Source organism: Cycloclasticus sp., from assembly GCA_040743155.1.
Lineage (GTDB): Bacteria > Pseudomonadota > Gammaproteobacteria > Methylococcales > Cycloclasticaceae > Cycloclasticus.
The window spans coordinates 1,078,963-1,091,403 of record JBFLJU010000001.1; the positions used below are offsets into that span (position 1 = coordinate 1,078,963).

Here is a 12,441-nt window from a genome sequence, read left to right on the forward strand (position 1 = left end):
AAATTCCGCTTAGGCTTGACTGAAGCGCTGTAGATGATAATCACGATCGCCAAATAAGGCATTCATCATTGTTAACCGTTTTACATAATGCGCCACATCTAACTCATCGGTAACACCAATACCACCGTGTAACTGTGCGGCTTGTTCACCAACAATTGAACGTGCATCTCCCAAATAAACTTTTGCAGCCGACACACTTTTTGTACGCTCAGCGCCATCACCCTCAGCTACTTTGATAGCCGCAAGATAAGTAAGCGAACGCATCTGCTCTTCGGTCATGAACATATCCACACAGCGATGCTGAAGTATTTGAAAGTTACCAATTGCCTGATCAAACTGTTTACGTGTTTTAAGGTATTCGACTGTTTTTTCACGCAGTTGAGTAACAACCCCGACGCCTTCGGCACAAATGGCCGCTGATGCAGCATCAATCACGTATTCTATGTCTGAAAAAGCGCCATCTACATCACCAACAAGCGCGTCCATATCAACCATCACATTATCAAATGTCAATTCAGAAGCACGCAAGCCATCAACTGTTTGGTAATCACGCGAGCTCAAGCCAGCTGCATTTTTATCAACAATAAATAATGAAATACCACTTTCTGTAAAATTGTCGCCACTGGTTCTAGCAGAGACAATTATTTTATCGGCGGTTTCTGCGTTAAACACCACGGATTTTGAGCCTGATAGGCAGTATTTTTGACCTTTCTTTTCCGCTGTAAATTCAACATCAGTCAAGTTATACCGCGATTGACGCTCAACGTATGCGAAGGCTAATTTTAAATTGCCGCCGATAAGCTCAGGCAATAAGGCTTCTTTTTGCTCTTCATTGCCTGCTCGTTGAATTAATAAACCACCCAACACCACAGAGGCTAAATACGGTTCTACGACAAGACCTTTACCGATCGCCTCCATCACAACAATTAAACCAGTTTGGCCAAAACCAAAGCCACCGTATTGCTCTTCAAAAGGAATGCCTAGTAAGCCCATGTCAGCAAAATTTTGCCAATTTTCTTCGCTATAACCAACGCCTGTTTTACTCAACCCTTGACGTGTTTCGAAATCATATTCATTTTGCAAAAACTTATTGACTGAGTCTTGCAACATAACCATTTCTTCAGTAAATTCTAAATTCATCTAAATAACTCCTACCTTTAAAAGCCCAACACGGCCTTCGCCATGATGTTCTTTTGAATTTCATTTGAGCCGCCATAAATCGACGATTTGCGCCAGTCAAGATAATGCGGCGCGAGTACGGATGCTTCTTCTGGGCCAATCGGCGCTTCTTGCCAGCCTTCGGTCATTGACTCTTTTACATAAGGCATTCCAAAATAACCTACTGCTTCCATTAATAACGCTGTAATGGCCTGCTGAACTTCGGTCCCTTTAACTTTTAGCAGCGATGATTCTGCACCCGGCGCATCACCCGACGACAATTTAGATAACACCCTCATATTGGTCATTTCCAAGGCCATTAGCTCGATTTCCACAGCCGATATTTTCGCTTTGAAATTGGCGTCTTCAATTAATGGTTTGCCGTTATAACGTTCTTTGGAAGCGAGTTCTTTAAGTCGTACTATTTGCTTCTTCGAACGAGGTACTTGTGCAATATACGTACGTTCATGCATCAATAATGATTTTGCTATCGACCAACCTTCGCCTTCCTGTCCGACAAGGTTTTCTACTGGCACTTTCACGTCTTCTAAAAAGATTTGATTAACCACATGCATACCGTCTACGGTAATAATCGGTGTTGTTGTGACCCCTGGTGAGGTCATATCAATCAGTAGGAAACTAATGCCCTTTTGTTTGCGATCTTCTTGGCTGGTGCGTACGAGTGTGAACATCATGTCGGCGTAATGACCATGTGTCGTCCACGTTTTCGAACCATTAACAATGTAGTGGTCCCCATTTCTCTCGGCTTTTGTTTGCAAAGAGGCTAGGTCCGAACCAGCATTAGGTTCTGAATAGCCTTGGCACCACCAGACATCACTGTTTAATATATCGCCTAAATATTTTTCTCGTTGTTCAACGGTGCCAAATTTCATTAGCACCGGCGCTAACATCACTAAACCAAAGGCGACTGTTCGTAGGCAATTTGCTGCACCACATTCCTCATCAAAAATATATTTTTGTACTGGTGTCCAACCTGGGCCGCCATATTCAGCAGGCCAACCTGGCGCAACCCAACCATCTTTGTTAGCCAGTATTTTTTGCCAACGAACATAATCATCCTTTTTTAGCGCTATACCTTTAGCCACTTTTTGTTGTATATCTTTTGGGTAATTTTCCTTAAGAAAGTCACGTACTTCCAATTGGAAGGCTTTTTCTTCGGGACTATAATTTAAATCCATGAGTTACTCCTTTATAACTTTAAGTTTCTTTTTAAGTCTTAAATTGTAAACAGTGGCAGTTATTTTTTTGCCACCATATTGACCTGCAATGCAGGCCTGTTTTGTTCTTTTTCCGTTAACGGTTCGACACGCTTAAGTGTGGATTTACACCGTTCAACCAACTCGTGATAACACCTTGTACCCGCCTTTTTCCATTCGATTTCTTGACTCGACAGTTCTCGTACTACACGCGCCGGAATGCCAGCTACAAGGGTGTTTGCTGGGACTTGTTGACCTGTTTTCACAAATGCCATCGCGGCCACTACACTATTTTTTCCAACGAACGACTCATCCATCACCACTGCATTCATTCCGACTAATACGTTTGTATCTAATTGCGCACTGTGCACCACAGCACCATGACCAATATGCCCCCAAGCACCAACAATGGTAGGAATGCCGGTCATACAGTGAAGTGTGCAGTTATCCTGAATATTCGAGCCTTCACCAATTTCAATAGCAGCCATATCGCCTCGAAGGGCAACATTTGGGCCTATATAACAATTCGCGGCAATGGTTACATCACCTATTACAACCGCACTCGAATCAACAAACGATGACGGATGGATGACCGGTATAACGCCATCTATAGCAAATACTTGAGGCTGCGATACTTTTTCCATTTTTATTGGCTGTACTGACGAAAATCAGGTTTACGTTTTTCGTTAAACGCCTTAACGCCTTCTTGGGACTCCTCTGTGTTGTAGTACAACTGAAGGGTCTGAATACCCAACGATGAAATACCACGAATGCTCTCGCTGTCTGCATTAAAAGAGCGTTTTGCAATAGCCAACGCGGTTGGGCTTTTTTCCATGATTTCATCACACCACTTCTGCACTTCATCTGCCAGTTGTTCATGTGGCACAACCTTGTTTATCAAGCCCATTTCTAATGCTTCTTGTGCGGAATATTTTCGGCACATATACCAAATTTCACGCGCCTTCTTTTCGCCAACAACTCGCGCCAAATAGGCCGTGCCATGCCCTGGGTCAACTGAACCTACTTTAGGCCCTACCTGACCAAAGACCGCTTTTTCAGACGCAATCGTCATATCACAAATAGTCGCCAAGACGTTACCACCACCAATGGCATAGCCTTGGACCATGGCAATTACTGGTTTTGGCGCATCACGCAAAATCGTTTGTAATTCTTCAATAGGTAAACCAATCATGCCTCGTCCGTCATATTGGCCCTCATGAGCACTTTGGTCGCCGCCCGTACAAAAAGCTTTATCACCCGCACCTGATAAAACGATAACGCCAATACTTTTATCCCAAGCCGCTTTCGTTAGTGCATGGATGAGTTCTTCGCAGGTAATACCTCTAAACGCGTTATATACTTCGGGGCGGTTAATGGTGACGTATGCTGCACCGTTTTTAACTTCATACGTAATGTCCTGATAATCCATTCTTTGTTCCTTAATCTATTGTTAGTTTTTATAAAATTAGCGTGATTTAAAAACTGGTTCGCGGCGCTCATTAAAGGCCGCAAGCCCTTCTTTCACATCCCCACTTTTCAAACCCCTAACAGCTTCATTTTGTTCTAATTTGAGTGCGCTTTCTAAGGGTAGATCAACGCCAGAATACGCAAGGTCTTTCATCATTCCGAGGCCTTCTGCACTCTTAGAAGCGAGCAAATGGCAATATTCAAGTGCTTTATCACGTAACTCATCGGCAGGCGCTAAGTAATTCACCATGCCCCATTGTTGCGCCTCTTTAGCCTTTAAACGGCGACCGGACATCATTAAATCTAAGGCTCGACGAAAGCCAATAATTCTGGGTAATCGCTGACTTCCACCCCAACCAGGAATCAAGCCGTAATTCGCGTGTTGATCGCCGAATACGGCATCATCTGCTGCAAATATAAGATCACAACCAAGCGATATTTCCAAACCGCCAGCCAAACAAAAGCCTTGCACAGCACCAACCACAGGCAGCGATGTTTGTTCAAAACCCGCACATGTTTTATGTCCCAGTTCGACAAAGAACTGCAATGCATCTTTATCATCAGCCTGTATGGTTGTTTGCACTTCATCTAGATCCGCACCAGTACAAAAATGTTTACCCTCTGAGCACAATAAAATAGCGCGAACCTCTGGGTTCTCCTCATGCGCCAGCAGAGCATCTTGCAACCCTTGATGGACCTCCATCGATAAGCAATTAAATTTATCCGCCCTGTTTATGATGATTAAGCCAACATGGCCTTCAGTTTTTGAAATAACTACATTTTCTGACATTAGGTTTCCTAATATTCTATTTATTTAATAAGGTACGCCGTCGCGACCAATCTTTTCACGCGCGATAATGATTTTTTGTATTTGTGATGTGCCGTCACCAATTTGTAGCCCCAATACATCACGCAGCCGTTGCTGAATTGGGTAATCCTTACTGTAGCCACCGTGCCCATGGGCTAGCAAACAATTATGAATAATTTCAAATGATACTTTTGGTGCCCACCATTTACACATTGCTGCCTCTGCTGTGTGCGGCTTACCTTGGTCTCTTAACCATAAGGTTTTGTAACAAAGTAGCTTAGCGGCTTCAATAAAGGTTTCTGCCTCTGCCAACGGGAAACTAACGCCTTCAAACTTAGATATTTTTTTCCCAAATGCCTCTCGTGTACTCACCTGATCCCAAGCTTCCTCAACAGACACTTTGGCTGCTGCTAAGCATTCTAGTCCTATCAACGCACGGCTATAATCGAAGCCTTGCATAACCTGAATAAAACCAAGTCCTTCTTCACCAAGAATGTTTTCAGCAGGCACTTCAACGTCATCAAAAAACAAAGACCCGCGGCCAACAATAGATTCGCCTAAATCATCAAAGTGTGTCCGCTCAATTTTTGGGTTATCTAGCGGTACCAAAAAGGCCGACACACCTCTAGCTTTCTCCTCAACCGTACCTGTTCTAGCGAACACAACCGCCACATCGGCCTGGGCTGCGACAGAAATAGATGTTTTCTCACCATTAAGTACGTATACATCGCCTTTCCGCTCGGCCTTTAGTTTTAGGTTAGCCGCATCTGAACCGGCACTCGGTTCTGTTAGTGCAATTGCGCATAACGCTTCACCAGCTATAATTTTAGGGATCCATTTATTGGCTAAATGTGGTGCAGCAAACTTTTCAATAATGCCACCATTCAAACCAGCCAGTATCTGTACGTATGCAACATTAAAATCTGCACGAGCAATTTCTTCTGTAATAAGGCCGGCGGTGACATAACCCAATTCAAGCCCGCCATATTTTTCAGAAAGCTCCGCACCAATCAAACCAAGCTCCCCCATTTCTTTTAACATGGAGCGGTCAAAAGCATGCTTGCTATCGTTATTTTGATATTCTGGAAATAACTTATCTTCGGCAAAACGACGAGCCGTTTCTTTAATGGCTAACTGCTCTTCCGACCAACTAAAATCCACAAACATCTCCTAAATTAATGTTTATTTTCTACAATGAAAATACAAGCAACTAAAATACTAACAATTGTTAGATTTTACAAGAAATTTAAATCTATTTATGGTATTTTTCTCATTTAATAAATATTTTTTATCATTGGATAACTAACACTATGACTGAACAGCCTCAACGAACAATTTCAACCGAACTATCGACATTTGCTTACAACTTTGATTTAGCCCAAGTACCTTCAGATGTTCAGCAATACGCACTGCACTTAATTCTTGATGGCACCGGTATCGCCTATGCTTCTAGCCAATATGAATTTAGTAAAAAGGGTCTAGAAGCTTTGCGCTTATTCGACGAGCCCGGTGAACATATTGTGTTAGGCACTGGTGAGAAAATGGCCTACCGAGATGCTGCACTGGCAAATGGGCTACTCATTCATGGCTTGGATTTTGATGACACACATGTTGCCGGTGTTGTTCATATGACATCTGCCGTTTGGCCCTGTGTTTTAGCCGTTGCCGAAAAGCAAAACTCCACCGGTGAAGAGATGCTAGCAGCCTACATGGTCGGTATGGAAGTTGGCGCACGGCTTGGTATGGTCGCAAAAGGAGCCTTTCACCAGGTAGGTCATCACCCAACCGGTATTGCTGGCGCATTTGCTTGTAGTCTTGTTGCTGCAAAACTGATGAAATTATCAATAGAGGAAATGACGATGGCGCAGGGTATTGCACTCAGCATGGCCTCTGGTAATTTTGAATTCTTAGAAGATGGCGCTTGGACCAAACGTTACCACCCAGGTTGGGCAGCCGTATCCGGCATTATGGCAGCGACCTTTGCTAAGGCCGGTTATATCGGCCCTAGCTTGCCGTATGAAGGCCGTTTTGGCTTATACAATAGCCACCTAATTGGTCTTGAACCCGGCTGCGATTATAGTTTAGCAACCGCTGGATTAAACGAGGTTTGGGAAGTAATGAATGTTGGCGTTAAGCCTTACCCATCATGTCATTTTACACATGCCGCTATTGACGCCACTTTGATATTAACTAAAGAACACCAATTAACCGTCGAGCAAATTGAAAGCATTACCGCTCTTGTTCCTGAAGAAGTCGTTAAAACTGTTTGCGAGCCTCTTGAAAATAAACAATCACCAACTTGTGCTTATGAAGCTCAATTTAGTGTTCCCTACCTAGTAGCTGTTGCTTTGGTTCGCCATGATTTCACCTTAAAAGACCTAGAACCTGAACCATTAGCAGACAAGGTTGTCGCTGACTTGGCAAAAAAAGTCCACTATGAAGTGGACCCTAACTCAGGGTTTCCAACGTACTATTCTGGGGAAGTTCATATTCACTTGAAAGATGGCCGTACACTAAAGCATAGGGAGCATAAAAACAGAGGCTGTTTTGACAGACCGTTGAGCTCAGAAGTCATAGCAAATAAGTTTTTCCTTAATTGCCAGCCCACCTTATCTCAAGAAAAAGCAGAGCGTATTAAGGCTTCAATCTTGAACTTGACATCTTTTGCTAGTGTTAGCGAATTAACAAGCCAGTTATAGAGTTTATAACTTAACCGAATAGCGTAAACCATGGTTTACGCTATTCGGTTACATGCTTTATCCTTTGATACCGTCCCAAAAAAAACCTACTTGAATTTCAGCAATTTCATCGATCGACTTCTCACCTACCGCATACCACGCGAGCGTTCTATTCAGCGATCCAAGAAGTGACAACCTTAATATCTTCAGGTCAACTGACGCTTTTATGTCGCCTTTCTCTTGCGCAGCAATGAGCCACTTACGCCACATGTTTTCGTACTTATCGCGTATAAGAAGGCCTTCTTCTTGAACTGCAGCCGGCATTTGCCCATAGTTTCGAATGCTGGTCGACGTATAGTCACCTTTTTCTAGCAACGCAACCAAATGACCTTTCGCTGCTGCAATCAACACCTCTCTTGTTGAGCTGCCTTCAGGTAAGGCATTAACGCGTGTAATGACGGTCTGTATTATATTTTCAAGACCGATCTTTAGTATTTCGAGAACCAGTTGCTCTTTAGAATCAAAATGGTAATAAAGACTTCCCGCTTTCATATCTAAAGCACTTGCAATATCCCTTAATGCAGTACCATTGTAGCCCTGTTGACTAAAAAGAGACGCTGCCGCATCTAAGATTTTTTCTCTCGTCTTTTTAACTTTGTTCTTAGCCTTACCTTCCTCTGCTGCAGACATGGTTACATATTCCCATAGTTCGGGCCGCCTCCACCTTCGGGAGTTACCCAGGTGATGTTTTGAGCCGGGTCCTTAATATCACATGTTTTGCAGTGCACACAGTTCTGGCCATTTATTTGGAACTTTTTATTCCCTTCTTCATCTACCACGACTTCGTAGACACCTGCTGGGCAATAAAGCTGCGCTGGTTCATTATAAAGTGGTAAGTTTTGACTAATGGGTATAGATGGGTCTGTTAGTTTTAAGTGGCACGGCTGATCTTCTTCATGATTGGTGCTAGAAAGAAACACAGACGACAACTTATCAAAGGTGATTTTACCATCCGGTTTTGGATAAACAGGTGCTTCACATTCAGCCGCAGGTTTTAAGGTAGCGTGATCTGGCGTAGTATTATGCCAAGTAAACGGCATTTTACCTGCAAAAATATTTTGATCTAGCCAAGCGAAAGAGCCACCCAATAAGGTACCAAATTTGTGTAAGGCCGGGCCAAAGTTACGCGTTTTATGAAGCTCATCAAACACCCAAGAGGCTTTATATTTTTCATCCATTAAGCCTAGTTCTTTCGTTGCAATATCGCCAGCTAGCATAGATTCCATAATTGCTTCGGCTGCTAACATACCTGTTTTCATCGCCGTATGATTGCCTTTTATTTTTGCGCCGTTCAAAAATCCTGCATCACAACCTACTAGTAAGCCGCCCGGAAAACTGAGTTTAGGCACTGACTGTAAACCGCCTTTATTAACTGCACGTGCGCCATAAGCAACTCGCTCACCACCTTCTAGGAATTGTGCGATTTTTGGATTAAGTTTCCAACGCTGCATTTCGTCAAAAGGGCTTAAATGTGGGTTCGTGTAACTCAATGCGATGATAAAACCAAGTGCAACTTGATTACCTTCCATGTGATAGAGAAACCCGCCGCCTTCAGTATGGTTATCAAGCGGCCAGCCAGCCGTATGGACTACAAGCCCTTCTTGGTGTTTGTCGGGATCGATAGACCAAATTTCTTTAATGCCTAAACCATAGTGTTGTGGGTCCACGTTGTCACGCAAGTTAAACGCTTGCATTAATTCTTTACCTAAATGGCCACGGCAACCTTCAGCAAAAATAGTTTGTTTAGCCAGTAATTCCATACCCGGCATATAACTATCTTTTTCACTGCCATCTTCAGCCACACCCATATCGCCCGTTAAAATTCCTTTAACGCTGCCATCATCGTTAAATAAAACTTCTGACGCGGTAAAGCCTGGGAAAATTTCCACACCCATGCCTTCAGCTTGTTCAGCCAGCCAACGACAAACATTACCCATGCTGACAATATAATTACCTTCATTGTGCATCGGCTTAGGCACTAAGAACCCAGGAGTTTTAATGCCTTTTTGTTCGCCGGTTAGGTAATAGACATCATCACCTTTTACTTCTGTATTTAATGGTGCGCCTTTTTCTTTCCAGTCAGGAAACAACTCATTCATGGCAGTGGGCTCTAACACTGCACCTGATAAGATATGCGCCCCCACTTCAGAACCTTTCTCGATGACACAAACCATTAATTCTTGTTCTTTTTCTTGTGCTAACTGCATCAATTTACATGCTGCAGATAAACCAGCAGGTCCTGCGCCGACGATAACAACATCGAACTCCATTGATTCACGTTCCATAATAACCCCCTAAATTAATACGAAAAAAGGTGTCAGCGCTACTGTTAGCCCTGACACCTTTTCTTATCTTACAAAGTGTCTACAGGGCTTTTTTAAGCTCTTCAATCACTTCGAACAAATCACCAACTAGACCATAATCAGCCACTTCAAAAATCGGCGCATCAGCATCTTTATTAACGGCAACAATTGTTCCAGCATCTTTAATACCGGCTAGATGTTGAATTGCACCTGAAATACCAAATGCCATATACAGTTCTGGTGCAATAATTTTACCTGTTTGACCCACTTGATGGTCATTAGGGATAAAGCCAGCATCAACAGCCGCTCTTGATGCACCAACACCCGCACCTAAGTGGTCAGCTAAGCTGTAAATAGCACTAAAGTTTTCTTCACTACCAACACCACGACCACCAGAAACAACTTTTGAAGCCGCTTGAAGGTCAGGACGATCACCGCCACCACTCGTTTTTAGACCCTCGTAACGAGTATGTGATGGTAAGTTAGCTGATACCTCACGTGTTTCAACACTAGCAGAACCTTCGTCCGTCACTGCTGAATAAGAAGCAGTTCTAACCGTACCAACGACCAAGCCTTCAGGCGCTTCAACCGTCACGACAGCATTACCTGCGTATACAGGACGATCAAATACAGTCGCACTCTCAACACGCATAATATCGCTGATTTGTGGCACGCCTAGGTGAGCCGCTACACGTGGCATTAAGTCCTTACCAAACGTCGTACTCGGTGCGAAGACATGACTATAATCAGACGCCAACACTTCGATTTGAGGCGCTAGCAATGCAGCCACTGCGTGCTCATTAGCAGCGTTTTGAACCAGCAATACCGTTGAAACACCTGTTAATTTTGCCGCTTGCTCTGCAACTGAAGCGCCATCAGATGCTAATACAACCACATCAACCGCATCAAGACCAAGTTCACTTGCACAAGCAACAGCACGTGCAGTTGATCCGTTTAAATCACTTCCATTATGTTCTGCAACAACTAATACTTTGCTCATTAGATCAACCCCTTTTCTTTTAATGCTGCAACCAGCTCATCAACAGATTCAACTTTGATACCTGCTTGACGTTTGGCTGGCGCAGATGTTTTTAACAATTTGACCGAAGGCGCGGCTTCTACATTAATATCAGCCAAGGTCAGTGTTTCAATGGGTTTACGTTTTGCCTTCATAATATCTGGCAACTTAACATAGCGCGGTTCGTTTAATCTTAAATCCACACTGATAACAGCCGGTAAGTCGACAGATAATGTTTCAAGGCCGGCATCAATTTCACGAGTTACAAGCGCCGTATCACCATTGATTTCAACTTCAGATGCGAATGTAGCTTGTGGCCAGTGTGATAACGCACCCAACATTTGAGCTGTTTGGTTATTGTCATCATCAATAGCTTGTTTACCTAGCAAGACGATCTTAGGTTCTTCTTTATCAGCCAGAGCTTTCAGTATACGGGCGCCTGTGAGTGGTTGAATCTCATCATCTGTTTGAACATGAATAGCACGATCAGCACCCATCGCAAGGGCTGTTCTTAATTGTTCTTGACATACTTTTGGGCCAATCGTTACAGCAATAACTTCATCTGCTTTGCCTGCCTCTTTGATGCGTAATGCTTCTTCAACAGCAATTTCATCGAACGGGTTCATGCTCATCTTCACGCCATCGGTTGCAACACCAGATCCGTCAGTCTTAACTTGTATACGAACGTTGTAATCTACAACGCGCTTAACACCCACTAAAATTTTCATCTACTCACCTTTTTTATGATTTGTTCTCAAATTATATTCTAACATTCATTAGTTTTTTTTAATAGTTTACATGCCTCTCAAGCCAATACTTATTACAACTCAACCCCTCAGCTATAAGGGATAAATTGTACATCACATCCTCAAACATTTCGTCTTAATCACTCCAATCTACTGGAGTTTTTCTTCGAGTTTTAATTTATCTTCTTTGGCATTAGCTGATAACATGCTTTATTTTAAAATCAACGTAAACGGTAAAATGAATATAAAAGAAGCGATTGAAGGGCGGATTTCAGTACGATCTTTTCAAGACAAGGCTGTCTCTAAAGAGGTTATCACTCAAATCTTAGACACAGCTAAATGGGCTCCCTCTGGTACAAATACTCAACCATGGAAAGTCGTTGTGGCACAAGGTAAAAGCAAACAAGCCATATCAAATGCTTTATTAGACGCTGCAAATAATGGTATAAAAACCAACCCTGATTACCTCTATTACCCAGAAGAATGGGTTGAACCATTTAAGGGTAGACGTTTTCAATGCGGTATGGATTTATATCAAGCTTTAGATATTGGCCGAGAAGATAAAGAAAAACGAATGGAAGCTTCTTTAGCTAATTACCGTTTTTTTGGTGCTCCGGTTAGTTTATTTTTCTTCATAGACAAAGTAATGGGCAAAGGATCTTGGTTCGATATGGGCATGTTCCTACAAAGCGTTATGTTGGCTGCTCGCGAACATGGTTTAGGCAGCTGCCCACAGGCATCAACCAGTGATTACCCCGATATCGTTCGTGATATTTTGGGTGTATCAAACCAGTATTCACTTATTTGCGGCTTATCACTGGGTTACCCTGATCTTGATAAAGCTGTCAATAAATACCGCACACGCCGTGATGATGTCAATAGCTTTACCACATGGGCTGATTAAATTTTATAAAACCTAGCGCTACTCACGTTACGGTAGCGCTAGTTGTTATACAAACACCTCTTTCACTTAAGTAGAACAATGC

At 42.9% G+C, this 12,441-nt stretch carries 12 protein-coding genes; 2 read left to right on the top strand and 10 right to left on the bottom strand.

Going from position 1 to position 12,441, the window contains the following annotated elements; all coding sequences use genetic code 11:
- Positions 1 to 9 precede the first annotated feature (9 nt).
- Genes AB1Y31_05195 through aliB form a run of 6 tightly spaced genes read right to left on the bottom strand, consistent with a single transcriptional unit; the run spans position 10 to position 5,811 of the window.
- Positions 10 to 1,140 (bottom strand): acyl-CoA dehydrogenase, encoded by a 1,131-nt coding sequence (locus tag AB1Y31_05195; protein ID MEW4982559.1) that lies wholly within the window; start codon positions 1,138 to 1,140, stop codon positions 10 to 12.
- 17 nt (positions 1,141 to 1,157) lie between these two features.
- On the bottom strand, positions 1,158 to 2,357 hold the full coding sequence (locus AB1Y31_05200) for an acyl-CoA dehydrogenase family protein (GenBank protein ID MEW4982560.1): 1,200 nt from the start codon (positions 2,355 to 2,357) through the stop codon (positions 1,158 to 1,160).
- Positions 2,358 to 2,416: 59 nt separating this feature from the next.
- Positions 2,417 to 3,019: a transferase hexapeptide repeat family protein gene (locus tag AB1Y31_05205; GenBank protein ID MEW4982561.1), complete on the bottom strand. Its 603-nt coding sequence runs from the start codon at positions 3,017 to 3,019 to the stop codon at positions 2,417 to 2,419.
- A gap of 2 nt (positions 3,020 to 3,021) precedes the next feature.
- The gene (badI, locus tag AB1Y31_05210; GenBank protein MEW4982562.1) at positions 3,022 to 3,804 is read right to left on the bottom strand and encodes a 2-ketocyclohexanecarboxyl-CoA hydrolase; all 783 of its coding nucleotides are present in this window, start codon (positions 3,802 to 3,804) and stop codon (positions 3,022 to 3,024) included.
- A 36-nt stretch (positions 3,805 to 3,840) separates the two neighbouring features.
- Positions 3,841 to 4,632 carry an enoyl-CoA hydratase/isomerase family protein gene (locus AB1Y31_05215; GenBank protein ID MEW4982563.1) on the bottom strand — a complete coding sequence of 264 codons (792 nt, stop codon included), beginning with the start codon at positions 4,630 to 4,632 and terminating at the stop codon, positions 3,841 to 3,843.
- A 24-nt stretch (positions 4,633 to 4,656) separates the two neighbouring features.
- Positions 4,657 to 5,811, bottom strand: coding sequence for a cyclohexanecarboxyl-CoA dehydrogenase (gene aliB / locus AB1Y31_05220; GenBank protein MEW4982564.1), 1,155 nt, complete (start codon positions 5,809 to 5,811; stop codon positions 4,657 to 4,659).
- Between the two features lie 149 nt (positions 5,812 to 5,960).
- On the opposite strand from aliB, the gene AB1Y31_05225 reads away from it, so the two are divergent.
- Complete coding sequence (locus AB1Y31_05225; GenBank protein MEW4982565.1) at positions 5,961 to 7,349, top strand: MmgE/PrpD family protein; 1,389 nt, start codon at positions 5,961 to 5,963, stop codon at positions 7,347 to 7,349.
- 57 nt (positions 7,350 to 7,406) lie between these two features.
- On the opposite strand, the gene AB1Y31_05230 is transcribed toward AB1Y31_05225, so the two are convergent.
- The 4 genes from AB1Y31_05230 to AB1Y31_05245 all read right to left on the bottom strand — a co-directional run bounded on the left by AB1Y31_05230 (position 7,407) and on the right by AB1Y31_05245 (position 11,437).
- Complete coding sequence (locus tag AB1Y31_05230; GenBank protein ID MEW4982566.1) at positions 7,407 to 8,018, bottom strand: TetR/AcrR family transcriptional regulator; 612 nt, start codon at positions 8,016 to 8,018, stop codon at positions 7,407 to 7,409.
- Between the two features lie 2 nt (positions 8,019 to 8,020).
- Positions 8,021 to 9,673, bottom strand: a complete 1,653-nt coding sequence (locus AB1Y31_05235) for an electron transfer flavoprotein-ubiquinone oxidoreductase (protein ID MEW4982567.1) — start codon at positions 9,671 to 9,673, stop codon at positions 8,021 to 8,023.
- A gap of 79 nt (positions 9,674 to 9,752) precedes the next feature.
- The gene (locus AB1Y31_05240) at positions 9,753 to 10,691 is read right to left on the bottom strand and encodes an electron transfer flavoprotein subunit alpha/FixB family protein (protein MEW4982568.1); all 939 of its coding nucleotides are present in this window, start codon (positions 10,689 to 10,691) and stop codon (positions 9,753 to 9,755) included.
- Positions 10,691 to 11,437 (bottom strand): electron transfer flavoprotein subunit beta/FixA family protein, encoded by a 747-nt coding sequence (locus AB1Y31_05245; GenBank protein MEW4982569.1) that lies wholly within the window; start codon positions 11,435 to 11,437, stop codon positions 10,691 to 10,693. Before AB1Y31_05245 ends, AB1Y31_05240 begins: the two co-directional genes overlap by 1 nt.
- Before the next feature lie 223 nt (positions 11,438 to 11,660).
- Here AB1Y31_05245 and AB1Y31_05250 point away from each other — a divergent pair, with 223 nt between their 5' ends.
- Positions 11,661 to 12,359, top strand: coding sequence for a nitroreductase (locus tag AB1Y31_05250; GenBank protein MEW4982570.1), 699 nt, complete (start codon positions 11,661 to 11,663; stop codon positions 12,357 to 12,359).
- Positions 12,360 to 12,441: the final 82 nt, after the last annotated feature.

Excerpts from the sequence above, each read along its gene's own strand:
- AB1Y31_05195 (MEW4982559.1), bottom strand. The coding sequence starts at position 1,140 with ATGAATTTAGAATTTACTGAAGAAATGGTTATGTTGCAAGACTCAGTC.
- AB1Y31_05200 (MEW4982560.1), bottom strand. The coding sequence starts at position 2,357 with ATGGATTTAAATTATAGTCCCGAAGAAAAAGCCTTCCAATTGGAAGTA.
- AB1Y31_05205 (MEW4982561.1), bottom strand. The coding sequence starts at position 3,019 with ATGGAAAAAGTATCGCAGCCTCAAGTATTTGCTATAGATGGCGTTATA.
- badI (MEW4982562.1), bottom strand. The coding sequence starts at position 3,804 with ATGGATTATCAGGACATTACGTATGAAGTTAAAAACGGTGCAGCATAC.
- AB1Y31_05215 (MEW4982563.1), bottom strand. The coding sequence starts at position 4,632 with ATGTCAGAAAATGTAGTTATTTCAAAAACTGAAGGCCATGTTGGCTTA.
- AB1Y31_05225 (MEW4982565.1), top strand. The coding sequence starts at position 5,961 with ATGACTGAACAGCCTCAACGAACAATTTCAACCGAACTATCGACATTT.
- AB1Y31_05230 (MEW4982566.1), bottom strand. The coding sequence starts at position 8,018 with ATGTCTGCAGCAGAGGAAGGTAAGGCTAAGAACAAAGTTAAAAAGACG.
- AB1Y31_05235 (MEW4982567.1), bottom strand. The coding sequence starts at position 9,673 with ATGGAACGTGAATCAATGGAGTTCGATGTTGTTATCGTCGGCGCAGGA.
- AB1Y31_05240 (MEW4982568.1), bottom strand. The coding sequence starts at position 10,691 with ATGAGCAAAGTATTAGTTGTTGCAGAACATAATGGAAGTGATTTAAAC.
- AB1Y31_05245 (MEW4982569.1), bottom strand. The coding sequence starts at position 11,437 with ATGAAAATTTTAGTGGGTGTTAAGCGCGTTGTAGATTACAACGTTCGT.
- AB1Y31_05250 (MEW4982570.1), top strand. The coding sequence starts at position 11,661 with ATGCTTTATTTTAAAATCAACGTAAACGGTAAAATGAATATAAAAGAA.